The organism is Mycobacterium sp. 1245805.9, from assembly GCF_001672915.1.
In the GTDB taxonomy this organism is placed as follows: Bacteria; Actinomycetota; Actinomycetes; order Mycobacteriales; family Mycobacteriaceae; genus Mycobacterium.
Map to the genome: position 1 here is coordinate 58,831 of NZ_LZKR01000034.1, position 24,029 is coordinate 82,859.

Genomic DNA, 24,029 nt, shown 5'->3' on the forward strand with positions numbered 1-24,029 from the left:
CGCGCCCGTCAACCGGTGGCGCGAACTCCGTCCCGCTTCATGGTCAAGTCGCCGCAGCTGATGGTTGCCGCCGAGGTCCATGCCGGGTCCTGAAGCGACGTTGCGGTGACGGTGTCCGAGCGGCCGATCGTCGCCGCGGTGCCATTCAGGTCAATTTCGGTGCGGCGCACCGTCAACAGGGGTGTGCCGTGTATGTCTCGATCCTGTAGCAATCCGACCAGGCGACGGCCGTCGCCGAGATCGCTACAGCCGATGCCGTCGCCATTGCCCCTCCGGTGACCAAGGTCGAATCGGAAGCTTGCGCCTTGCGGATCGGCAACCGGGGTGATGGTGCAGCCAGACACCGCATAAAGGATCGCCTCCCGGCCCGCGTCGACGATGATCTGGTGATTGCCGTCCTGTTGGGCGTCGATCAGCAACGCGGAGCGCTGAAGCGGGCTGGGGCTGGTTATCTCCGCCTCCCCGTAGCCCTGGGCGGTCGTGATGCCGACGACCATGTCGGTGATCCACAGCGTGGCCGGCTGGCCGTAGACGTCGCTGACGTCCTTGCTCGCCGCGCCGGGCGGTGGCCCGCCCGGCCCACACCCCGCGTCGGCGATTGCGGGCGGCGCGATGAGAACACCGAACGACGCCATCGCGACGGCGAGGAGAAGCGACAGCTTCGGCTTCATTTCTGGTCTCCTGGATTTAGTTTGACCACGTTGTGGTTGCCGATGTCGGCTACGTAGACGCTGCCCGCGGCGTCCACCGCGACCGTTACTGGCTTATTGAGGCCGCTGAACGGCAGCACGATCGGCTTGTCCGCCCCGGCCGCCAATTTGAGCACCTGCTTCCGCTCGGCGTCGACGACGTACACGCCTCCGGCGGAGTCCACCGCCATGCCTCCGACACCGCCAAGGTCGAGCGGCAGCACCGTTTGGGTGTCCGTGCCAGCCGCCAGCTTCAGCACTTGCTTGAACTCGCCCGCGTACACATTTCCGGCGACGTCCACCGCCATTCCGCCGAGGCCGAGGATGTGTGTGAAAGGCAACACCGTCGGGGTGTGCGACCCCGCCTCGGCCTTCACCACGTTGACACGCCGGCAGCACCCGCCGTCGGGGTACACCCCGCCTCCATCGGTGCCGTAGGCGCCGCCGGCGGAATCCACCGCGAGAACTTCGCTGCGCAAGCCGAGATCGGGCAGTGGCAGCACGGTCTGAGGGCTCGACCCCGCCGCCAGCTTCACCAACTGCTCGTGTCCCGCGTCGATGACCCACACGCCGCCCGCGGCGTCCGCAACCAGGTCGGCGTTAACGAACTGCGGCAACACCGTTTGGGTGTTCGACCCTGCCGGCAGCTTGATCAGGCGGGTGGTCACGGAGGGCAGCCCCGCTTCGCCCTTGGAGTGATGAAGGTCGGTTACGTACACGTTGCCCGCGGTGTCCACCGCCAGATCGTGCGGACTTTCGAGGCCGGTGAACGGCAGCACGGTCTGTCGGGGCGCCGGCGTCGGGGCCGCCGGACCACTCGGCGAGATGGTTGACGTCGCGTTGGGGGTGCTCACTGAGCATGCGGCGCCGAACGCTGTGGTCGCGATGGTCAGCGCCGTTATCAGCAGACGCTTTCCAAGCCGTTGGTGGCGTGCGGTGTTGGTCATGTCGGTCACCCTCTCTACCGCTGGCCCGGGTAGGGCACCGCATGGATGACACCACCGCCGTTGACCGGAGGCCCGAGCAACACCGTAGAGGTGCCTGCGGCGGGGTTGAAGTCGATCAGTGCCTGACCGCCCCCGCAGCCGGCCCTGGCTTTGAGCTCGAGGTGGCCGTCGTTGACGCCGAGCACGGCGACGCTGTCGCTTTTCGCCTCGGGCACCGAGACCTTCGATGTCGTGCCGTCGTCGTTGACCTTGGCGAGGAAGATGACGCCGCACGCCCCGGTTGCCTGGACGTACCTGCCGGCGGGGACCTGCCACGCGTTCAAGTCGCCGTAGTCGGGACGGTGCTGCCCGTTGTTCGGTGCGGTGAGCGCGGTCGGTGTCCCACCGTCGATGGGCACTAGCCACAGCTGCGATCCGGCGGAGCCACCGCAGCGCGTGACGGCGATCGTCGAGTCGGCGTCCCAAAAGCGCGTTGGTGTGCAGTTCGACGCGCCGGCGATCGGCAGCGCCTTGCCGGCCGCGCCGTCGTTGCCCATGAGAGCCAGGCCGGAGGCCGTGCCGAGCACCAGCTGCGTGCCGTCCGGTGTGGACAGATACCCGTCGAAGTCCTGCCCCACCGGATACGTCATCTGATGGTTGCCGGCGAGGTCGACTCGTTCGAGCGACCCGGGCTTCGACTCTTTCCACTTGTAGAGCAGCACCGCCTTGCCGTCGGGGAGCGTGTAGCGCGGGTTGACGCCGATGCGGTCGACGGTGAACGTGGTCTTCGCGCCGCTGCGCACGTCGACCTCGGTGACGACCGTCCGGTCAGTCTCCTCCGTGGCGAACAGGGCGCGCGTCCCGTCGCCCGACCAGTCGAACAGCTTCGGGCTTTGCCCCTTGCCCGGCGCCGGGAAGGTGGTGATCGGGTAGCGGCCACCGGCGGGGTCGACCAGGTACAGCGTCGTCGTTGCCGTCTCCCAGGTCGGTGTGCCCGGCGGCGGCGTTTCGCCGGGATGCAAGCCCGGAACCGGGCTCCACATGGCGAGCATCCAGCCGGGACCGACCTGCGACCAGGGGACGGTTGCGAGCGGGGCCTCGACGCCGTGGGCCGCCATCGGCTGAGAGTTTTCGGGTTCGGCGTGCGAGGCCGGTGCCAGGGTGATCGAGGCGGCGGCCGTGGCCATTGCCATCAGCGCCAACATCGTGCGAGACATGGTGGTCATATCGGGCTCCTGAAGAACGTGTCCGGGTCTTTGCTGCCCGGTCACGTAGAGGCTCCGGCGCTGTCCTTGCGCGTTTCTTGCGCCAACCTTGTGTGGGGTGACGACCCGCCCGGGATGGCTCTCGCAGCAAAGAGCTGCATCGCCCGGCCGCCTCAGGAGATACTGCCTCCGTACCCGAGGAATCGAGGCGGTGGTGGTGGACTCGCGCGTCGGTATGACGTTCGGCAATTACAACCTCACGCGTCTGCTCGGCAAGGGCGGCGGCGGGGTGGTGTACGAGGCGTACGACACCCGCAAAGGCCGGACTGTCGCGCTGAAGATCCTCGCCGACGAGCTCTCGACCAACGACACGTTTCGGGCCAGGTTCCAGCGCGAGTCCCAGGCGGCGGCAATGCTGCAGGAGCCGCACGTCATCCCGATCCACGACTGGGGCGAGATCGACGGCAGCCTCTACATCGACATGCGCCTGGTGCAGGGGCAGACGCTGCTCGATCTGATCGCGCAGGGCCCCCTTACGCCCGCACGCGCGGTGTCGATCATCGGTCAGGTCGCCGCCGCTCTGGACGCGGCGCACGCCGAGGGATTGATTCATCGCGACGTCAAGCCGCAGAACATCATCGTCACCCCGGCCGATTTCGTGTATCTCGTCGATTTCGGCATCGCCCAGACCAAGGGCGACCCCCGGCTGACGACCGCCGGGACACAGATCGGCACCTTGAATTACATGGCGCCCGAACGGTTTAACGACAGGGCGACGACGCCCGCCGTGGATGTCTACTCCCTGGCGTGCGTGTTATACGAGGCGCTGACCGGCGACGCCCCGTTTGCGGGCGACAGCCTCGAGCACCTGGTGGCGGGCCACCTCGTGTTGCCGCCCCCGCGACCGAGCATGGTGAATCGGCGCGTTCCCGCGGCGCTCGACGAAGTCGTCGCGCGCGGCATGGCCAAAGACCCCGACGAGCGGTACGGAACGGCGGGTGCCCTCGCCCGCGCGGCGCAGCGCGCGTTGGGCAGCTCATCGTCCGAAATGGACGGCACCCGGCCGTTTACGACCGTGGGCTTGGCGTCAAGCGGCCCGACGGACGAGATCGTCACCGGGGAACTCCCGAAGCGCCAGTCGCGCGAAGACAAGCGGAGATGGCTGCTGCCGACCGTGATTGGGGTCTCGGCCGCCCTGATTCTCGCGGGCATCGGTGTGGTCATCGTGCTCGTCGCCCACTGGCCGAGCGGGCAGCCGCCGACCCCGCCACCGCGCGCCGCAGTGCCCCCGCTGATCACCGGTCCGGACCTGAGCGTCCTGCATCAGTCCTGCGACCAAGGCTTCTCCCTGCCGACGGCGACGGGGTTCGGCACCCACGCCGGACGCGGGACTCCGGAAACGTCATGCCTTTTCGCCAACAGCGTCCTGACGTCCTACTGGGCTGAATACGGCGACGCCAGCCCGCTGCCTCGGGCCGTGTCGGCGCCGGGCGCCGTCGACTGCAAGACCGTGCCCGGCGCGCTGTGCAATGGCTCGAACTTCCTCATGCACTGCCAGCAGCACCCGGGTGACAGCTGGATTACCTGCGTCGGGGGCAGCGGCGCCCGCGTGTACCTCTGGTGACGGCGGGGTCCGGCACGCCAGAATGGGTTTGACGCACCGCCGAGCCGAAGGGATTGCTACCGCGATGGCCAACGACCCTCTCCGGTTCGGGGTGTTGGGACCGCTACAGATGAGCGCCAACGGCACCGAGATTGCGCTGGGCGCGGCGAAACAGCGGGCGGTCCTGGCGACGTTGTTGATCAATCGAAACCGCACCGTCCCGATCGACTCGCTGATCGACGCGGCGTGGCAACAGCAGCCGCCGCCCGAGGCGCGGGCGAGCCTGCACGCCCACGTGTCTCGGCTTCGCCGACTGGTGGGCACCGCCGGCGTGGATGCCGCTGCCGTTCTGGTCAGCACCCAGCCGGGCTATCGGCTCAACGTGCCCGACGAGGCATGCGACGTGGGGCGCTTCGCCGTCGAGCAAAAGGCCGGAATCGAGGCGGCCGCGGCGGGTCGGTTCGACCAGGCCAGCCGCCACCTGTCGGCCGCGTTAGCCGAGTGGCGCGGCCCGGTGCTGGAGGACTTGCGCGACTTCGAATTCGTGGAGGCCTTCGCCGCCGGACTGGCGGAGGACAGGCTGGTGGCGCTGACCACGCGTGCGGAAGCCGAGATCGCTTGCGGGCGAGTCCATTCGATTATCGGTGAGCTCGAAGCGCTGGTGTCCGAGCATCCGTACCGAGAACCGTTGTGGGCACAGCTGATAACGGCCTACTACCTGAACGAGCGGCAATACGACGCACTCGACGCCTACGCTCGGCTGAAGACGACGCTGGCCGACGAATTGGGCATCGACCCCGGGCCCACCTTGCGGAGCCTGCACCAGCGGATCCTTCGCCAGGAGCCGCTCGACGTCAAACAGGTTGCCCGCGAAACGGCGACACGCGTTGTCGCGACGCTCCGTAGGCCGACCGAGGAATCCCGCGAGTCCGCCGTGGCATACCTGCGCGACGCCGCCGGCGGTCGTCATCCGCTGCGCGGGGCGACCACCAGGATCGGCCGCCTCTCCGACAACGACATCGTCATCGACGACGACACCGTCAGCCGCCACCACGCCGTGATCGTCGACACGGGGAACAGCTTTGTGATCACCGACCTGCAGTCCGCCAATGGGGTCGACGTCGCGGATCGACGGATCCGCACCAGCGCGACGCTGGCCGATGGGGACCGCATTTCCATCTGCGACCACGAATTCATCTTCGAAATATCTGGCGGCTGAACATCTTTCAGGCTTGGGAGGCCGCCTTCGGTCGGTCGGTGACCTTCACGTCGCGTCCGGCGCCGGCCGACATCGTCGCCGCCTCGCCACGGGCCAGGCCGATGGTCGCAACGATCACCGCCACCGCGGCCACCGCCAGCAGGAACCATTCGGTGCCGTCGGCGCGCAAAGTTTCGCTCAGGACGGTGATTCCGAGCACCCCTGCGACGACCGGCTTGGCGACGATGATCGTGGGAAGGGAGGCGGTCAGCGCGCCGGCGCGATAGGCGGACTGATGAATGATCATTCCGGCGACGCCGGCGAACAGCCACGCATACAACTCGGGGGTCTGCCACAACTGGCCGGGGTGGTGTTCGATCACGTCGACCACCCCCTTCATCAGCACCGAGAACACCGCCAGCAACGAACCCGCCACCGCCGCCAGCAGCAATGCCGCCGCCGGACGGTTCGACCAGATCCGGGCGCCCACCAAGAACAGCAGCAGCGGCGGGCCCATCACGATGGCCACCACCAACCAGGCTGTGAGCGAGCCGCGCTCCTGGCCGCCCGCGGGTTGCCCGACCACGATCATGACCGCCAATGCGGCGGCCAGCACGATCGCCCACAGCCACTCGCCGCGGCTAACGCGATGGCGGGTCACCCGGGCGTAGATCGGCAGCGCGAACAGCAGCGCCGTCACCTGAAGCGACATCACCAACAGCACCGACCCCTCGTCGAGGGCCCAGGCCAGCAGGAGGTAACTCGAGATGTCGCCCAGACCGCCGACCCACCAACGTTTGTCGCGCAGCAACATGCCGAACAGCGTCAGATGACCGACCTGCTTGTCGGTGACCTCCTGCGCGGAACGCTGCCGGATCACATTGCCGACCGCGGATGCCAACGCGGCGCACAGGGCGAGCAGCACCGCCAGGTTCGTATCCGACATGGCATAACCTCCTCACCCGAACTCATTTCGCTGTTAGCTGGCTCGTCGTAGCGGATCCACGCCGCAAGCTGCTGACTGGCTACCCACAAATCTAACCGCGACTCGTGAGAGGGGCGCGTCGACGGCTGCGCGGTCAGCCTCAGAGTGGGAATTTCGTGCCGGTGAGCTGTTCGGACAGCTCCCAGAGCGCGGCGGCCGTGGTTGCGCGCCTGGCCGGCCAGTTTCGCCAGGTCGGCTGGCTGCGGCCGTAGAGGCCGAATCGAGGGCCGACGAACGAATCGCCCGGCAGGTCCTGCGATGCGGCGTACAACGTTTGCCGGGCGCCGAAGTCGGCGTCGGTGGACACGATGCGGTCGACGGCCAACACCGCCGCGTCGCCGAATCTACGACCGGAGTTGCCTTGCAAGTTCGTGTGCGACCAACCGGGGTGCGCCGCCAGCGCGCGCAGCGGAGAACCGACCGCGTCCAAGCGCCGCTGCAGCTCGCTGGTGAACAGCAGGTTGGCCAGCTTCGACTGGCCGTAGGCCAGCCACGCCGAGTACGGGCGGGACTGCCAGTTCAGGTCCTTGCAGCTGATGTAGCCGATGTGATGCAGCAGCGAGGACACCGTCACGACCCGATCGGTCAGCCTGGGCAGCAGCAGGTTGGTCAATGCGAAATGACCGAGGTGATTGGTGCCGATCTGACCCTCGAACCCGTCGACCGTGACCGCGCGCTTCGTCGCCATGATGCCGGCGTTGTTGACGAGCACGTCGACTTCGTCGATCTGGTCGGCGAAGTCTCGCACCGAGGAGAGGTCTTGCAAGTCGAGCCGGCGCACCTCGACCTGAGCGCTCATTCGCCGGGCCGCGGCGTGCCCCTTGTCGGTGTTGCGCACGGCCAGGATGACGTGGGCGCCGACCCGTGCCAACTCCCGCGCGGTCACCTCGCCCAGCCCGCCGCTGGCGCCGGTCACGATGGCGGTGCGTCCCGAAAATGACGGCAGGTCTGCCGCGGTCCAACCTGGCATGGCAGCCACCCTAGCTGCGAAGCCGCAGGGGCCGTCCCGGGCAATGGTTTTGGAACCACCGCGACCATGCGGCGTTTCGCGTCGGCTCGCCCACTTAGCCGTCACGGGTATGGTGCGGAGATGGCCAGCGAAATTCCAGGTGGGCGCACGGGGCGCTTGTCGAGCTGGCGCGGGGTGGGGACGTCGGGATGTATCTAGGGGTGATCGTCAATCCGCTCGCGCGCAAGAATCGTGCCGCACGCCACGATGTCGCCGCCGAGATGCGGCGCATTCTCGGCCCGTGGGGCGAGGTGCACGAAACCACCTCGGTCGAGGAGCTGCGCGACGCCGTGGCGAAGCTATACCCGCGGGTCAGCCACCTGATCAGCGACGGCGGCGACGGATCGCTGAACTGGTTGATCAACGAAACCCGGCACTGCGCCGACGATCCGGACGGCTGGCCCGCGTTCGTGCCCAGCAATGGCGGCAGCGTCAACGCCGTCGCTCGCAAGGCGCGGGTGCGAGGCCGGCCCGAAGCGGTTTTGCGCGCACTCGTCGCCGCGGCCGAGGCGAATCAGGCGCCGCCCGAAACGTTTCTGGACACCTTGGCGCTCGACGGCGAAACCGCCGACGGCGCAAAGTTTTACCGGCTCTGCTTTGGCCTGGCCGCCGGGGGCGTCGGAAACCGGTTCTACGACAAGTACTACGACAACCACACGCATGGTCGGGCGGACGTCGTTCGAGTGATGGCCCGTTCGTTCGGCGACTACCTGACCAACAAGGTGGTCCCCGGGCACTCGAACAAGTCCAACTATGCGACGCGCCTGTTCGCTCCCACGCATGCGCGCGTGGTGATCGACGGCGTCGAGGTCCCCACGCGGACACACACATTGCTGCACGCCGGCGCTATCGACCTGCACATCGGCGCAGGTTTCCGGCTGTTCCCGAAAGCGTCTGAACCGGGCGCGTTGCACTTCCAGGCCGGGTACCTGCGGCCCTCGAGGATCATCGCGCACCTGCCCTCGGCGCTCCGCGACGGAACGCTTCCGGGTGATCGGGTGCGCGACGTCAACGGCGAAGAGATGATCATCGAGGCCGAGGACGAGCCGCTGTCGCCGATCATCGACGGCGAGCGTTTCGACGGCATCGTGCGGCTCGTGGCCCGCGCCGGACCGCGAATCCGCGTCGCACAGGTCGGGCGTCAACTACCGGCCGCGCTCGAAGCGCGGCCGCTGCGTGACGCGATGTCGCGCGGAATCGATTCGCGGCCTTCGGATTCCTGACGACGGGCGTGCGGCGCTACCGCTTGGCCTGGATGTTCCGCGTGATCTGCGCCGCGAGTTTTGGGTCGTTGAGCAGTTGGTCGACGAGCGTGGCAAGCACCTCTTGCCCGGTGACGCGCGCGACGCCCAGGCGGTCGGCGGCGTCTCGCTGCCAAATGTCGAGGGCTCGATGCTGGGCGGGCGTAAGGTCCACCGTTCGTCGTGTTCGGGGATTACGTGTTCGTCCGACCGCGAAGCGATCGGTCGGCGCCGCGGCCATGCGGTCCGGAGTGCTCATCGGGTGACTCCCTCGTCGTAACCGGTACGCGGTTGGTCAGTAAGTCAGTTTCAGTATATCCGTAGGTTCTGAGTCCTGCCCTGCCGCGTGGCCCCCCCGGGCATCTCGCTTACGCCGCGAACTGCCGTTGTCAGATGCCGGGCTTGGACGCGTTGGAAATGCAACTCCGCAATAGCGGCGAATTTGCAATGGAGTCCCTTTTGGCCGGAATTATCCGAACGCTTTCATTGTCTGGTCGCATTCGGCTTAGTCATTACCTACGGAATGTCGCGTGTCCGTAAGTCAGTATCCGCGTATGTGCGCTGTACCAGGGTTTATCGAGGGCAATCGGCGTACTGAGCTACTGAAACCAGTATCCACATAAACATTTCTGGCGAGTTAGAAAATGTGCTCGCTGTGGGATGCATCACTCGGACCTGTGAAGTCCGTGTGTGGCGGCCAAATGGCTTTGCGTGACGTCGATTAACGGCGCTACCGTGAGTGAATTGCGACGTCGCAGTTCTTCTTTTGATTTCGGCTTAATCGGACCACCGACCTGGAAGGGGAGTGACTCCTCGATGGAGACGCTGATCGATTACCTGCGGATGTGGGAAGCGCGGAAACCGGACCAGACCCTCTTCCGGTTCGTCGACGCCGATGGCCGCGAGCTCGAGCACTACACGTTCCGGAGCTTCGCGGAGCGGACGCGCGAGCTGGCCGCCTACCTGTCCACGGAAGCCGGGCTTCGGCCGGGAGATCGGGCGCTGCTCGTCTATGCGCCGGGTCTGGAGATGGTGGCCGCGTTCTACGCCTGCGCGCGCCTGGGAGTCATCGCCGTCCCGGTCAGTCCGCCCTTGCCCATGGCATTCGAGTCGGGGTTGGCCAAGCTCAGCTTCATCGCACGGGACTGCCAGGCCAAGGCGGTGCTGTCGACCAAGCAACTCGAGTCCGACTTCCGTCAGTTGCTCGGCCACCGGCAGGGCGCGATGCCGTGGCCGGAAGCCGAGCGGCTCCCGGAGCTGCCATGGGTCGCGACCGACGGGACGCGAAACTTCGGCGGCGCCCCCGTCGCCGACAAGCCCGGGCGGGTCCTCTTCCTGCAGTACACGTCCGGTTCCACCAGCGACCCCAAGGGCGTGGTGGTGACCCACGCCAACGTCATCGCCAACGCGTCGGCCTTCCCCGACCGCGAGGTGGTGGTCAGCTGGCTGCCGCAGCACCACGACATGGGTTTGATCTCCGCCTACCTGTTCGTCATGGTGATCGGCGGCAGCACGCACGCGATGTCACCGGAGGACTTCCTCAAGCGACCCTCATCCTGGCTGCGGCTCATCAGCGACGTGCGTGCCACCCGCACGCCCGCACCGAACTTCGCGCTCGAGTACTGCCTGCGCGAGGACAAGCTTCCGGCGTCGCAGCTCAAGGGCATCGATTTGAGCAGCCTCGAGTCGATGCTTATCGGGGCAGAGCCGTTGCGGGCCAAAACGTTTACCCGCTTCCGGGAGCGCTTCACTCCCTATGGGCTGCGACCCGACGCGGTCACCGGCGCTTACGGCCTGGCCGAGAACACCCTGATCGTTTCCGTGCGGGGCCGGCAGACGCTGGCCGTGAACAAGCGGGCCCTGCAGCAGAACGTGGTGCGGGTCGAAAAGGCCCTGCCGGAGAACAACAATCAGACCCCCCTGGTGAGCAGCGGCAAGCCCGCCGACGGGAACGTGGTCCGCATCGTCGACCCCGAATCCCGGCAGGCGCTGGGCCAAGGCAAGGTCGGCGAGATCTGGCTGGACGGACCGTCCAAGGGCGGCGGCTACTGGCATCGCCCCGAGGCCAGCGCGGAAACCTTCGGCGCCCGCATCGCCTGCGATGACGAGCACACCTACTTGCGGACGGGCGATCTCGGCTTCCTCTACGAGGGCGAGCTGTTCGTCTGCGGCCGCACCAAGGACCTAATCATCGTCCGCGGCGTCAACTGCTACCCGTCGGACATCGAGGCGGTCGTGGAACGGTCCGCCCCGCAGGTCCGGCACGGCTGCGTCGCCGCGTTCGCGGTCGAACGTGACGACCCCGAGGAGCAGGAAGCGCTGGTCGTGGTCGCCGAGGTGCGGGACGGTAACGACCTCCCGGACGGCAAGGCCCTGGCGCGAGCGATCCGCCGGAACGCCCACATCGACCCCCACACCATCGTGTTTGCGCCGCCGCGCAGCATCCCCAAGACCACCTCGGGGAAGATCAGGCGTTCGCAGACGCGCCAGCTGTGGCTGGACGGCAAGCTGCCCGCGCTGGCGAGCTGGGTCAACCAGACGGCCCACCACACCCACAACGGGCCGGACGCCAGCGCGGGCCCCCTCGCACGCTTCCAAAATCTCATCGAGAGCTACGACCTCACCGGGTACGAAGATTGCTCCTTCGCCGACCTCGGGATCGACTCGCTCGCCTTGGCGGAGCTGCGCGCGGACCTGCAGGCGCTGCTGGAAGAGCACGGGGCGGGGGAGTTGGCCGAGGAGGTCAACACGCGACTGCTTCAGCGCCTGACCGTCGCCGAGTTCTTCCGGCTCATGCGGCAATTCGGCGATCGGTCCGGGCAGCCCGTCGAGGCCCTGCGGCAGGCGCTGGATCAGATCTCCGCCATGTACGAGGCGCAGGAGATGGAGCAGATGCGCGCCGATGCGCGGCTGCCCCTGCCGCCGCTGCCGATCGCGCAATCGGGTCCGGCGAGCGACATCCTGCTGACGGGTGCCACCGGGTTCCTGGGGCCGTTCTTGGTGAACAGCCTGCTGGGGCAGACGTCCTACACGATCCACGCACTGGTCCGCGCCACCGACCCGGCCCATGGGCTGGACCGAATCATCTCCTCGCTGCACCGCGCTCAGCTGTGGTCCCCGGCGCTGGAAGCCGAGGTCCGCGCGCGGGTGCGAGTGATCTGCGGTGACCTCGCCGAGCCTCACCTGGGTATCGGTGAGGCGGCCTTCCGGCGACTGGCCGAAAGCGTCGACGCCATCGTCCACAACGGCGCCTTGGTCAACTACGTCAGGACGTACGACGCGCTGCGCGCGGCCAATGTGGTTGGCACGCATGAGCTTTTGCGCCTGGCGATGACCGCTCACCAGAAGACGTTCCACCTGGTCTCCAGCACGTTCATCTACGGCTGGAGTACCGAGCCGGTGGTCGGGGAGTGGGATGCCAACACCAAGATGAGCGGCCTGGACTTCGGCTACTCGCAGACCAAGTGGGTCGCCGAGCAGTTGGTCCTCGCGGCGCAGCGGCAGGGGCTCGACGTGCGCATCTTCCGGCCCTCGCTGATCTCGCCCACCCGGGCGGGCTTCGGCAGCGTGGACGACATCCTGGTGCGCCTGACCGCGTTCATGATCGAGCACGGGGTGGCCGTCAACGCGCTCAACCAGCTCAGCATGCTGCCGGCGGACCTGATCGCCGATCACATCGTCGCGCTGATGAACCTCCCCGCCGAGGCCGGCAGCGTGTTCAACATGACCGCGGACGACTACTACAACCTGACGGACATCACGCGGATCCTGTCGGAACGCTACGGCTACCGCTTCGACTACCATGACATCCCGTCCTTCACCGAGCAGCTGAACCGCCGGTGCACGCCGCGCGATCAGCTCTATCCGCTGGTCGATTTCCTGACCCGCTCGGCGGACAAGATCGCGGCGATGCGGGAAAAGCGTTACGACAACACCCAATACCGGCACGCTCGCACGCTGGCCAAGGTCCATCTGCGGGAGCCTGCCCTGACGAAGACGGTCGAGAATCTCGTGCGGTTCTTGCGTCAGGAAGGCCTGATCACCGAGGCTGAGGGGGAGGCGCAACGCAGTGCTTAGCGTGTCGCCGCGCAACAGCCGAGTCACCAGGGGGTCCACGATGTTCACGGTCGACGACCAGGCGACGGGTCCACACGACGCATCCCTCGACCACGAGCGGATCGTCTTGCAGGCGCGCGACGTCGAATTCGACTGGGCGGCGCTGCCGTTCTACTACGTGCCCAACGAACCCTTCACCACCCACTTTTGCAACGTCCTGCACCTGTTGCTGCCGGCGGGCGAGGAGTTCATCGTCGAGGCGTTCAAGAACACCCTGCCGCTGATCAAGGACGATCAGCTGCGGCTGGACGTGCAGGGGTTCATCAGCCAGGAGGCCATGCATTCGCAGGCGCACTCGGGTGTGCTCGGGCACTTCGCGGCCAAGGGCATCGACGTGACACCGTTCACCGACCAGATGGCCTGGCTGTTTCAGCGCCTCATCGGCGACCGGCCCCGGGGGGGCCGGCGACGACGGGAAAGCTGGTTGCTCGAACGGGTTTCGATGGTGGCGGCCCTCGAGCACTACACCGCCATCCTCGGTGAATGGATTCTCGACACCCCGCAACACGACGCCTTGGGCACCGACCCGGTAATGCTGGACTTGTTGCGCTGGCACGGGGCGGAAGAAGTCGAACACAAGGCCGTCGCGTTCGACACCATGAAGCATCTGCAAGCGGGCTACTGGCGGCGGGTGCGCACCCAGCTGTTGGTGACGCCGGCGCTGTTGTGGTTGTTCGTCCGCGGCGTCCGGTTCATGTACTCCGTCGACCCGAACCTGCCGCCGGGGACCAAACCGCGTTGGCGGGACTACTTCCGCGCGGCGCGACGGGGTTTGGTGCCCGGACCGTTTGAGTTCCTGGGCGTCATCGGTGCGTACTACAAGCCGAGCTTTCACCCCTCCCAACTGGGTGGGGTGGGACGCGCGGTCGACTACTTGGCCAGATCGCCCGCCGCGCGGGCGTCGCACTGAGCCTTCCCGCGGAGAACTCAAACATGCCTTACACCACCACCGTCACGGCGTCCGACGGCGTAGCGCTCGCCGTGCACGCCCACACCGGGATCGACCCCGAGCGCCCGACCATACTGGCGATCCACGGATATCCGGATAACCACCAGGTATGGGACGCCGTCGCGTGGGGACTGGCCGACCGGTACAACTTCGTCGCGTTCGACGTGCGCGGCGCCGGCGAATCCACAACGCCGGCAGATCGATCGGGATATCGGCTCACCCAGCTGGTCGACGACATCGACAGGGTGATCGACAGCCTGAGAGTCGACGAGGTCCACCTCCTGGCCCACGACTGGGGATCGATTCAGGGCTGGGCCGCGGTCACCGACGACATGGTGATGGGCAAAATCGCCTCGTTCACGTCGATCTCCGGGCCACACCTGAACTACGCGGGCCGGTTTCTGCGGTCGGCGCGCACGCCCCGCGCCGTGGCCAACGTCGTCAAACAGGTTCTGGCTTCGGCGTATATCTGGTTCTTTCTGTGCCCGGGTGCACCCGAGGTGGCGATCCGATCCCGGGCGACCATGAAAGTCTTTGAGGCGGTGGAGCTTATCGGCCGCTCCCGGCGCCGCGGCCAACGGCGTGCGGCGTCGATCCGCTCGATCAAGGACTACCTCAACGGGCTCAACCTGTACCGTGCCAACATGCCGGCGCCGATTTTGGCGCCGCCGGAGAAGCTGCCGCAGACCGAAGTCCCGGTGCAGGTGCTGGTTGCTCACAAAGACTATTTCGTGACGCCCGCCCTGCAGCGGTTCACCGGGTCGATACCGCCCGAGGGCAGGATCGTCTCTATCGAGGGCGGCCACTGGGTGGTGGCCTCGCATCCCGACGTCGTCGCCCGGTATACGGACGAGTGGGTCAGACTGACCAGCGGCGTACGACAGGCATAGGAAATTCGCTGTGACAGAGAGTATTTGGGCGAGCAGACCCGCCGACCTCTACGGCCGCCGCAAGCGCGACCGGAGCTACACGGCCTTGTGGGGTGTGGGTTCGCTGTTCGGCGGCTTCGCGTCGGCGTCGCGCTGGACGCCGTCGCGGATATCGCCGGTGCGGCGGGCCATCGCCGCGACGGTCGTCAAACGTGAGCTTCTCACGCCCGACGTGGTCGCGCTGACGTTGGCCGATCCCCAGGGCGGGTTGCTGCCGTCGTGGACTCCGGGCGCGCACATCGATGTTCGGCTGCCCTCGGGTCGCCGCCGGCAGTATTCGCTGTGCGGTCCGCCCGGGCGGCGCACCGATTACCGCATCGCCGTGCGCCGGATCGCCGACGGCGGCGGCGGTTCCATCGAGATGCACGACGCGTTCGGCGTGGGCGACACGTTGGAGTTCGAGGGCCCGCGCAACGCGTTCTACCTCGTCACCGACGAACGTGACATTTTGTTCGTCATCGGTGGCATCGGGGTGACGCCCATCCTGCCCATGATCCGGTTGGCTCAGCAGCACGGAATCAACTGGCGCGCAATCTATGCCGGCAGGGGGCGCGACTACATGCCGCTGCTGGACGAGGTGCTGGCGGTGGACGCCGATCGGGTCACCGTGTGGGCCGACGACGAGCGGGGCCGCTTCCCGACCACCGGCGAGCTGCTGGCGGGCGCGGGCCCGGCGACGGCCGTGTATATCTGTGCGCCAACTGCCGTGCTCGAGGCGGTTCGTGCGGCCCGGGACGCCCACGTCGACGCGCCGCTGCACTACGAGCGGTTCAGCCCGCCGCCGGTCGTCGACGGTGTCCCGTTCGAGCTCGAACTGGCGCGATCGAAACGGGTGCTCAGTGTGCCGGCGAACCGGTCGGCGCTGGCAGTCATGCTGGACCGCGAACCGGCGACCGCGTATTCGTGCCAGCAGGGGTTCTGCGGGACTTGCAAGGTCAAAGTGCTTGCCGGACAGGTCGATCGCCGGGGGCGTGGTGCGGAAGGTGACGACGAAATGTTGGTCTGCGTCTCCCGGGCGAAGAGTGACCGCGTGGTGATCGACGCCTGACGGCGCGGGCTACAACCCGGTCGTCCCCGTCGTGCCGTACAGCACCCCACGCTGGCCACCGGGTCCGCCGTGTCCTGCCCCGGCGGGGTTGCCGTTGCCGCCGTCACCGCCATTGCCGATCAGCACCGAGCTGCCGCCGGCGCCCCCGATACCGACGTGGGTGCCGGTCGGGTTGCCCGCGTCGCCGCCGCGACCGCCGTCGCCGAACACCAGGCCGCTGCGGCCGCCGTTGCCGCCGTGGCCGCCGTCCTGGTTGCCGGCCCCGATGGCGTTGCCGCCGTGGCCGCCGGCACCGCCGTTGCCGAACAGCCCAAGGGCGGCGCCGCCGTTACCGCCGTTGGAGCCGGGTTCGAACGGCACCAAAGGGTCCCCACCGTTACCGCCGGCACCGCCGTTGCCCCAAAGGAACCCGCCGTTGCCCCCGTCGGCACCGGCGAGGATCGTCGAACTGCCGCCGGCCCCACCACTGCCGATCAGGCCGGCACCCGCGCCCGGACCAGGAGCCGCGACGATGTGTCCCCCGCCGAAGGCGGCAAAGTCCATGCCGGGCCCGCCGTTGCCGCCGTTGCCCCAGAAGAACCCGGGGTTGCCACCGCCCTGCGAGGTCCCGCCATTCCCACCATTGCCGACAAAGTAGGTGGCGCCGGGTACGCCGCCGAGGTCTACGCCGATGCCAGCACTGCCCGCGTTGCCGAACAGCCCGGCGTTACCACCGTTGCCACCGACGCCGGTGGGTTCTGTGTTGGTGACGCCTAGGGTGCCGCTGGGTCCGCCGTTGCCGCCGTTGCCGATCAACGAGAACGCGCTGCCGCCTGTGCCGCCATCGCCGTTTACATGGATGCCGTCGCCACCGGCGCCGCCGTTGCCGGCGCTGGTGAAGATCCCGTAGGTGTTGCCGCCGTTGCCGCCGCGGCCGCCTCCGCCGTTCGGCGCGACGTCGACGCCGCCGGCGCCGCCGTTGCCGCCCACGCCGAACAGTCCACCGGTGCCGCCGTTGCCGCCGTTGCCGCCGGAGAAGTTCGCGTTCGGATTGTTCGCGCCCGCCCCGCCGTCGCCGCCCCGGCCCCACAGCAAGCCGGCGGCGCCGCCGTTGCCGCCCGATCCAGAGTTCCCGGCGCCGGACCCGCCGTTGCCGCCGTTGCCGATCAAGATCCCCGCATCGCCACCGTTCAAACCGCTACCCGCGGGCGCGTTGGCGCCGTCACCGATCAGCGGCCTCCCCACCAGCGCCTCCGTGGGCGCATTGATCGCGGCCAGAATGTCCTGCTCGAGGGTTTGCAGCGGGGAGGCGTTGGCTGCCTCAGCGGCGGCATACGCTCCCGCGCCCGCATTGACGGCCTGCACGAACCGGTTGTGAAAGGCCGCTGCTTGCGCGCTGACGGCCTGATAGGCCTGGCCGTGTGCCCCGAACAAATCCGCGATCGCCGCCGACACCTCGTCGGCGCCCGCCGCCAGCATTTGCGTCGTCGTGGTCGCCGCTGCCGCGTTGGCCGAGGTGAGTGCGGAACCTACCTGCGTCAGGTCCGTTGCCGCCGCGGCCAACGCCTCCGGCGCTGCGATGAGGTATGACATATCCGTCCTCCGTGGCAAATCATTTGTGAATCCGAAAATGGGTGGTTTCCGGCGTCAGGACCGCAAAGCCTATCACGCCCGCAGGTTTGGTTCCGAGGTTTCCACCAGGGGTTTTAAACCCTTAACTTGATGGATTCGGGCCATCTGACTGCCATTGGCCGGCGCGATGCTGGGCCAGCCTGGCTAACGAGACGAGGCGCCGATCAGCCGCCGGGCCGGCTGTCGACGGTCGGCGTCCGCGGTCGGGTGCCCTTGCGGGTCAGGTCGCGAAACCTGACGCTGACGCGCTGAAATGGCTTGACGCGCTCCGCCTTTGCCTTCTTGGCGTAGGTTCTGCGGTCGGCCTCGGTGAGATCCACGTCGTCCACGAAGGGGGTGAGCAGTGCCCGCGGGTAGAGGCGCTCGACGAGAACCACATTGATCTCGGCGCACAGCACCAGTGTCGACGACACCAGATAGAGGAAGGCCAGCAGTCCCAGCACCAGTGCGAAGACGCTGTTGGTGGCGCTGGACGACTTTACCGTGTGCGCGACGTAGCCGGCGCCGAACCGCTGCAAGATCTGCCAAATGACCGCCGCCGCAAGCGCTCCGGGCCAAACCTGGCGGTAGCTGAGTTGTCGCGCGGTGGTCACGCGGAACGCCACCAAGCAGATCAGCCCGTTGATCGCGATGGCGGCGATGGAGGCGCCTATCTCGCCGACGATTCCCAGCGATCCGGTGGCCTGTCCGATCGCGGATAGGGCGGTGGCCGTGAGGGCGGCCGAGCCGAGGATCACCAGTAGGAGCAAGCTGCGCAAGCGTGAGCTGATCGGATTGGGGCGCTTGTTCCTTGGGACCGCCCACACCGAGTCCATCGCGTTCTGCACCGCCTGACCGACGCCCAGGCCGCCGTAGAGTGCACCGAGGACGCCGACGAGCACGGCGACGGCCCCGCCGCTGAGGCCCTCGGGTTGATGCAATTGGCTTCCTATGATGGGGAATTGGCTCAACGTGCTGTGCAGCACCTGCTCTTGCAGATCGGGTCGGCCGGCCAGGACCACCCCGAGGCCCGTGGTCATCAACAGCAGCAGCGGAAACAGCGAGACGAAGCCGTAATAGGTGATCAATGCCGACAGATAGCCGCCCTGGTCGTCGAGGTATTTGTAGATCACCGCGATGACCACGCCGACGGCGCGGTTGCGCCGCTGCAGCCTGTCCAGCCAGCCGACCATCCGCGCTCTCTTCGTCTTGCAAAGCCGACACCCAGTCGATGGGATGAGCAGGTCATACCCAGATTCCTGACGGGTCAATCCACGGTCCCCGTTCTTCGCTGAATCCGTGCGGCCCGCTTTTCGTGGCCGTAGCGGGGCGGAGCCGGGCAACGAACTGATTACGTTGGCGCACAAGAGATTCCCGATCAACGGTGCCAGCTTGGGGCGGCCCAGGCGCGCATTGCCGCCGACCGCGGGACCACATAGACTTTTGCCGTCGGTATGACCGCCGGCCCAAACGGAGGGATCGGCTGATGGCCAAAGTCCTGTTCGTCATGACCGCAACAAGTTTCTGGACGCTCAAGGACGGGACCAGGCACCCGACGGGTTATTGGGCCGAGGAGTTCGCCGCCCCGTACAGCGCGCTGAGTGGAGCCGGCCACGAGGTCGTGGTGGCGACGCCCGGTGGCGTGGTGCCCTACGTGGACGTGATGAGTCTGCGTCCATCGATGGCCGGCAGCGAGGCGATCGCCCGCCAGCTCGAGGAGATCCTGCGGTCCGCCGAAGAGTTGCGCAGGCCAATCGAACTGGCCAACGCCCGCCTGGATGACTACGACGCGGTGTATTACCCCGGCGGGCACGGCCCCATGGAGGACCTGTGGCGGGACGCCGATTCGGGCCGGCTGCTCACCGCCGCGCTCGCCTCGGGCAAACCCCTCGCCATTGTCTGCCATGCGCCGGTCGCCATGCTGGCCACCCGGCGCCACGGCGCATCACCATTTGCGGGCTACCGGGTCACCGCATTCACCAACGACGAGGAGGACGGTATCGGCTTGCTTGAGACGGCGCCCTGGACGGCCGAGGACGAATTGGTGAAGATGGGCGTCGACTTCGTCCGCGGCGAGATCTGGAAGCCCTTCACCGTCGTCGACCGAAACCTGTACACCGGGCAGAACCCCGCCTCGGCGGGGCCGCTGGCGCAGGAGTTGCTCAAGGTCCTCAAATAGGCGCGGACGCAGGCGCTCGGTCGTCGACGTCCGCGCTCGATGCGCTCGACGCGCGGCGCCGGCGACCCCAGCGGCGTCCCACGCTGAGCCACAGCAGCGACGCGAGCGCGGCCGCCGTCACCACGCACAACCCCGTCACGGCAGACCAGCCGAGGTGCGTGTGGCCGAGGGTGAGCAAGTACGGCACCGCAAATCCCAGGTAGCTCAACGCCTGGTAGGCCGACGTCGCGACTCCGAGCCGGGCCGGCTCGGCGACGCGTTGGATGTCGGCCAGGCCGGCGAATTGCGTGACGCCATACGCGGCGCCCAGCACCGCCGCCGCAATCAGCACCGCCCACACAGTGGACGCGGACGCGGCCCAGACGGCGACGATCAGCGCGCCGACGGCGGTCAACATGGCCGGCGTCAGGAGGCCGGTTCGGGCATCGGGGCGCAGGCGGGCGGCCAGTGGCTGAACGAGCACCCCGGCCAGCGCGGGGATGGCCGTCGCGACCGCGGCGAAGGTCAGCGGTTGCGAACCCGCCCGGTGTGCGACCAGCGCCGGCAGGTAGGCCAGCGCGATGGCGGCAGTCCCGAACACCCAAGGCGCGAAGGGCGCCGACACCGCCAGCAAGTGCTTCGCCAGCGACTCGTCGCGACCGGCGCGGCGTTGAGTGCTCGTCGCGGCCGCGACGGTGCCCGAAGCGTCGTCGGCCCCATTTACCGCGAAGAGCGCCAGTACCGAGAGCGCGATCTGGGGCACGTAGGGCCACAGCTCGGGGCGCGAAACCTGTTGCGCGACAAGGCCTGCGACCAGCGGGCCCCCGCCGAAACCGATCGTCATCGCGATCGTCGCGCGCCGGGCTCCCCCTTGGTGGTGAGCTTTCGCCGACGACAGTTCCTTGATCCACGCCGCACCGGTGCCGAACGCCAGGCCGCTGCTGATTCCGGCCAGCAACCGGCCAGGAAAAAGGAGGCCATGCCACGTCGACCCCGCCATCAGTACGGCCGAGGCGACCAGGGACACCACCAACGCCGTCATCACCACGACGCGGCGCCCGGCCCGGTCCGACCAGCGGCCGCCCACCATGAGCGCCGGGACCAGGCCGACCGCGTAGAGCCCGAACATCACCTCCGTCGCCGCGACGGAGACGCCACGCTGCTGATACAGCACGATCAGCGGTGCGAATTGGTTTGCGCCCCAACCGATTGCCGCGACCGCAGCGGCGGGCCGCAGCCAGTCTTTCGAGAGGGTTCCCTGAGTCATGCCCTCAGCATCCGTCCGACACCGGCGGCGCACCAGTGGCCGATATGACACAAACCGTACAATTTCGGTCATGGCCCATGTTGTGGCGATCGCGCTGAGCAACCAGGTGCCGATCTTCGAGCTCGCGGCACCGTGCGCGATCTTCGGCGCCAACCGGTCGGACCTGGCCGGGGACTGGTACGAGCTGAGGGTGTGCAGCCCATTCGACGGCGCACGCGTGGACCGCTGGTTCACCGCGGCGACGCCCTATACCTACGCCGACCTCGTCGCCGCCGATACGGTCATCGTTCCCGCCTGCCACGACGACGCGCTGGAGCCGCCGCGCGATCTGGTGGACGCGATCAGGCTGGCGTCACGGCGGGGTGCCCGGATCGCCTCCATCTGCACCGGTGCTTTCGTCCTCGCGGCGGCCGGAGTGCTCGATGACCGGCGCGCGGCGACCCACTGGATGCACGCGGGCACGCTGGCCGAGCGCTACCCGCAGATCCGAGTGGACTCGGCGGCCCTCTACGTCGACGAGGGCGACGTGCTCACCTCGGCGGGGAAGTCGGCCGGCACCGACCTGTGCCTGCACATGGTGCGACGGGATTACGGCGCGGCGGTTGCCAACCAGGTCGCGCGGCGGCTGGTGGCGCCGCCGCACCGCGACGGACACCAGCGCCAGTACGCGAACCCCATACCCGAGAGCGTGAGCAATGACGTCGTCGGCGACACGATGGATTGGGTGCTAACGCATCTCGACGAGCCCCTGACCGTCGAAGCGCTCGCCCGGCGGTCCGGCGTGAGCGTCAGAACCCTTCACCGACAACTGGTTACGCGGACCGGAAGCAAGCCGCTGGACTGGCTGAACGGCCAACGGGTGCGACGTGCCCAACAGCTCCTCGAAACCACCGACTTACCCATCGAGCGCATCGCCACCGACTGCGGCTTCGGCAGCGCCGCCACGCTGCGACGGCACTTCCGCGACACCCTTGCCACCACTCCCGACGCCTACCGCCGGACGTTCACCGCCGTCGGGTGACGTGAAAATCGCAAAAATGCCGGTAAACCCGCTCGCGGAGCGTTAAATCGGTAGGCATACGGCAAGAGGAGGCCGACATGACCGAAGCAAGGGACCTTCGAACGCGTTGCGCTATCGGTGCGTTCGCGCTCGCGTTGGCGGGATTGCCGGCGATCGCAATCGGCGCGCCCGCAATCAGCAGGGCCGACGATCCGCCGCCCTGCGCGCCGGGCTGGGTGTGGAGCGCCGACTTGAACCAATGCGTGTTCTGGCTTCCGACGGCGAATGGGCCCGGCGGGCCCGGGGGACCCGGCGGGCCGGGTGGCCCCGGCGGTCCCGGCGGGCCGGGGTTGCCGGGCAGTCCCGCCGGACCGGGCGGTCCCGGCCGACACTAGCCCGCGGGGCAATTGCGTGTGAGTCCTTGGCTTTCCATGTGCATCCCGGGCGGGAAAGCAGCCGAGATCGCGCCGTGGGTACACGCGCAAAGCCGTCAGTTCACACTCACGCGTAGACCAAGGCCATACTGAGCGGATGACGTCAGCTCAGCGCCGCGGGCTCAACGACGCGGTCACCCGGATGTGGAGCTTCCTCGCCCCGGCCTACGACCTCCCCTTTCTGCAACGGTGGGTGTACCGCCCGCCGCACGACGAGGTGATCGCGCAACTGCGCTCCCACAACTGCCGGAAGATCGCCGATATCGCTTGCGGCACAGGCATTCTCAGCGATCGGATCGAGCGCGAATTGCACCCAGACGAGATCTACGGCGTCGACATGTCCGAGGGCATGCTCGCCCAGGCGCACGCCCGGTCCGACCGGGTGCAGTGGCGGCGCGGCCCGGCCGAGCAGCTGCCCTTCGCCGACGGCGCCCTCGACGCCGTCGTGACGACCTCTGCGTTCCACTTCTTCGACCAACCGGCGGCGCTGCGGGAATTCCACCGCGTGCTGGCCCCCGGCGGGCTGGTGGCCGTCTCGGCCTTGAGCACGCGGCAACCGATGCTGCAGTCTCCCGCGACCAATCGGTGGAAACCGCAGCACAATGCGTCACCGGCCGAGATGCGTTCTTTGTTCGAGGACGCCGGGTTCACGGTCAGCGATCAGCATCGGATTCCCCGCCCGATCTGGACGCGGGTCGTGTCCGACCTGATCACCGTCGGCACCAAGAGCTAACCAAATGAAGTTCGCCTTCCCGCTACCGCATATGCTGCGCCTCAAGGCGATCACCCAGCCCTGGGAGGCCGGAGTCACCGGCGCCGATCAGACCCGAATGGCCAAGCGCGCCGAAGCGATGGGCTACGACATGATCGCGATCCCCGAGCATTTCGTCATCCCTACCGATCACGTCGAGCTCTCGGGCCCGCATTACCTTTCCTCGACCGTCGCGCAGGCCTACCTCGCGGGCGCCACCGACACGATCCGGCTGAATTCGTGCGTCACGATACTGCCGCTGCAGCATCCGATCGTGCTCGCCAAGGCGCTGGCGACCGCCGACTGGATGAGCAGCGGGCGCATGATGGTGACGTTCGGAATCGGTTGGCTCGAGCGCGAATTCGACTTGCTCGGGGTACCGTTCCGGGAACGCGGCCACATCGCCGACGAGTACCTCGAGGCGATCATCGAGCTGTGGACCAGCGACTCACCGCGCTTCGCGGGCCGTCACGTGTCGTTCCGGGACATGGCGTTCGAGCCCAAACCCGTTCAGAAACCGCATCTTCCGGTGTGGATCGGGGGCGACGCCGACGCCGCGCTGAAGCGCGCCGCCCGATTCGCCTCCGGATGGTGGCCGTTCTTGACCCCGCCGGACAAGATCGCCGAGCGGCTCGAGTTCATCAAGGGCCAACCCACCTACGACGGGCGCGCGTTCGAGGTCATGCACGGGCTGGGCACCACGCGTGTCGGCGAGGGGCCACCGCATCAAAGACTCGGACGACCGTCCCGGCGGCGGCGCGCAGGAGATCATCGACCGGCTGAATTGGCTCGCCGAGCAGGGGGTGACCTTCAGCGCGGTGCCGGTTCCCGCGGTCCGCGGGGTCGACGAGTACCTCGACTACGCCCAGTGGGTCATCGAGGAGATCAAACCCAAAGTCGCCTGAGCGCAACCGATCCCGACGATGCCCGC

General features: G+C 67.8%; 19 protein-coding genes and 2 pseudogenes. 12 read left to right on the plus strand and 9 right to left on the minus strand.

Translation table 11 applies throughout. The annotated features are described in order from the left end of the window. Window positions 1-8: 8 nt before the first annotated feature. The 3 genes from A9X00_RS05585 to A9X00_RS05595 are packed head-to-tail and all read right to left on the minus strand — an operon-like array spanning window position 9 to window position 2,841. Entirely contained in the window at window positions 9-671 is a 663-nt protein-coding gene (locus A9X00_RS05585; RefSeq protein ID WP_067150218.1) for a hypothetical protein, read from the minus strand. Further along, entirely contained in the window at window positions 668-1,636 is a 969-nt protein-coding gene (locus A9X00_RS05590) for a hypothetical protein (protein WP_067150221.1), read from the minus strand. The genes A9X00_RS05585 and A9X00_RS05590 overlap by 4 nt, the downstream gene beginning before the upstream one ends. Before the next feature lie 14 nt (window positions 1,637-1,650). After that, on the minus strand, window positions 1,651-2,841 hold the full coding sequence (locus A9X00_RS05595) for a hypothetical protein (protein ID WP_067150224.1): 1,191 nt from the start codon (window positions 2,839-2,841) through the stop codon (window positions 1,651-1,653). A 196-nt stretch (window positions 2,842-3,037) separates the two neighbouring features. Between A9X00_RS05595 and A9X00_RS05600 the strand changes: the two genes are divergently transcribed. Next, entirely contained in the window at window positions 3,038-4,444 is a 1,407-nt protein-coding gene (locus tag A9X00_RS05600) for a serine/threonine-protein kinase (RefSeq protein ID WP_082974710.1), read from the plus strand. Between the two features lie 64 nt (window positions 4,445-4,508). Then, window positions 4,509-5,642: a BTAD domain-containing putative transcriptional regulator gene (locus A9X00_RS05605; RefSeq protein WP_067150227.1), complete on the plus strand. Its 1,134-nt coding sequence runs from the start codon at window positions 4,509-4,511 to the stop codon at window positions 5,640-5,642. A 7-nt stretch (window positions 5,643-5,649) separates the two neighbouring features. Here the strand turns inward: A9X00_RS05605 and A9X00_RS05610 are convergent, their stop codons facing one another. Continuing rightward, window positions 5,650-6,567, minus strand: coding sequence for a DMT family transporter (locus A9X00_RS05610; RefSeq protein ID WP_067150230.1), 918 nt, complete (start codon window positions 6,565-6,567; stop codon window positions 5,650-5,652). Between the two features lie 139 nt (window positions 6,568-6,706). Then, the gene (locus A9X00_RS05615) at window positions 6,707-7,576 is read right to left on the minus strand and encodes an oxidoreductase (RefSeq protein ID WP_067150232.1); all 870 of its coding nucleotides are present in this window, start codon (window positions 7,574-7,576) and stop codon (window positions 6,707-6,709) included. A gap of 188 nt (window positions 7,577-7,764) precedes the next feature. Between A9X00_RS05615 and A9X00_RS05620 the strand changes: the two are divergent. Beyond that, a pseudogene (locus tag A9X00_RS05620) lies at window positions 7,765-8,795 on the plus strand (diacylglycerol kinase family protein). 59 nt (window positions 8,796-8,854) lie between these two features. Here the strand turns inward: A9X00_RS05620 and A9X00_RS05625 are convergent. Further along, on the minus strand, window positions 8,855-9,115 hold the full coding sequence (locus tag A9X00_RS05625) for a hypothetical protein (protein ID WP_067150235.1): 261 nt from the start codon (window positions 9,113-9,115) through the stop codon (window positions 8,855-8,857). A gap of 557 nt (window positions 9,116-9,672) precedes the next feature. On the opposite strand from A9X00_RS05625, the gene A9X00_RS05630 reads away from it, so the two are divergent. The 4 genes from A9X00_RS05630 to A9X00_RS05645 are packed head-to-tail and all read left to right on the plus strand — an operon-like array spanning window position 9,673 to window position 15,898. Then, complete coding sequence (locus A9X00_RS05630; protein ID WP_067150238.1) at window positions 9,673-12,933, plus strand: fatty acyl-AMP ligase; 3,261 nt, start codon at window positions 9,673-9,675, stop codon at window positions 12,931-12,933. A gap of 40 nt (window positions 12,934-12,973) precedes the next feature. Beyond that, window positions 12,974-13,882 (plus strand): metal-dependent hydrolase, encoded by a 909-nt coding sequence (locus tag A9X00_RS05635; RefSeq protein WP_067150241.1) that lies wholly within the window; start codon window positions 12,974-12,976, stop codon window positions 13,880-13,882. Window positions 13,883-13,905: 23 nt separating this feature from the next. Continuing rightward, complete coding sequence (locus tag A9X00_RS05640; protein WP_067150244.1) at window positions 13,906-14,811, plus strand: alpha/beta fold hydrolase; 906 nt, start codon at window positions 13,906-13,908, stop codon at window positions 14,809-14,811. A gap of 10 nt (window positions 14,812-14,821) precedes the next feature. Further along, window positions 14,822-15,898 (plus strand): PDR/VanB family oxidoreductase, encoded by a 1,077-nt coding sequence (locus tag A9X00_RS05645; RefSeq protein ID WP_067150247.1) that lies wholly within the window; start codon window positions 14,822-14,824, stop codon window positions 15,896-15,898. A 9-nt stretch (window positions 15,899-15,907) separates the two neighbouring features. Here A9X00_RS05645 and A9X00_RS05650 read toward each other — a convergent pair whose 3' ends face one another. Together A9X00_RS05650 and A9X00_RS05655 are read right to left on the minus strand one after the other, a co-directional pair. Continuing rightward, on the minus strand, window positions 15,908-17,470 hold the full coding sequence (locus A9X00_RS05650; protein ID WP_067150250.1) for a PE family protein: 1,563 nt from the start codon (window positions 17,468-17,470) through the stop codon (window positions 15,908-15,910). A gap of 203 nt (window positions 17,471-17,673) precedes the next feature. After that, window positions 17,674-18,681: a YihY/virulence factor BrkB family protein gene (locus A9X00_RS05655; protein ID WP_067150253.1), complete on the minus strand. Its 1,008-nt coding sequence runs from the start codon at window positions 18,679-18,681 to the stop codon at window positions 17,674-17,676. A gap of 293 nt (window positions 18,682-18,974) precedes the next feature. Between A9X00_RS05655 and A9X00_RS05660 the strand changes: the two genes are divergently transcribed. Further along, complete coding sequence (locus tag A9X00_RS05660; protein ID WP_197515064.1) at window positions 18,975-19,667, plus strand: type 1 glutamine amidotransferase domain-containing protein; 693 nt, start codon at window positions 18,975-18,977, stop codon at window positions 19,665-19,667. Here A9X00_RS05660 and A9X00_RS05665 read toward each other — a convergent pair. Further along, window positions 19,660-20,913, minus strand: coding sequence for an MFS transporter (locus tag A9X00_RS05665; RefSeq protein WP_067150256.1), 1,254 nt, complete (start codon window positions 20,911-20,913; stop codon window positions 19,660-19,662). The two genes, A9X00_RS05660 and A9X00_RS05665, sit on opposite strands and share 8 nt — an antisense overlap. Window positions 20,914-20,983: 70 nt before the next feature. On the opposite strand from A9X00_RS05665, the gene A9X00_RS05670 reads away from it, so the two are divergent. From A9X00_RS05670 to A9X00_RS05680, 4 genes and pseudogenes are all read left to right on the plus strand, one after another. Continuing rightward, on the plus strand, window positions 20,984-21,934 hold the full coding sequence (locus tag A9X00_RS05670; protein ID WP_067150259.1) for a GlxA family transcriptional regulator: 951 nt from the start codon (window positions 20,984-20,986) through the stop codon (window positions 21,932-21,934). Window positions 21,935-22,011: 77 nt separating this feature from the next. After that, a complete protein-coding gene (locus A9X00_RS31170) occupies window positions 22,012-22,308 on the plus strand; it encodes a hypothetical protein (protein WP_082974706.1) in 297 nt (98 codons plus the stop codon). 136 nt (window positions 22,309-22,444) lie between these two features. After that, window positions 22,445-23,080 (plus strand): class I SAM-dependent methyltransferase, encoded by a 636-nt coding sequence (locus tag A9X00_RS05675; protein ID WP_067150262.1) that lies wholly within the window; start codon window positions 22,445-22,447, stop codon window positions 23,078-23,080. A gap of 4 nt (window positions 23,081-23,084) precedes the next feature. Further along, window positions 23,085-24,003: pseudogene (locus tag A9X00_RS05680) on the plus strand (TIGR03619 family F420-dependent LLM class oxidoreductase). Window positions 24,004-24,029: the final 26 nt, after the last annotated feature.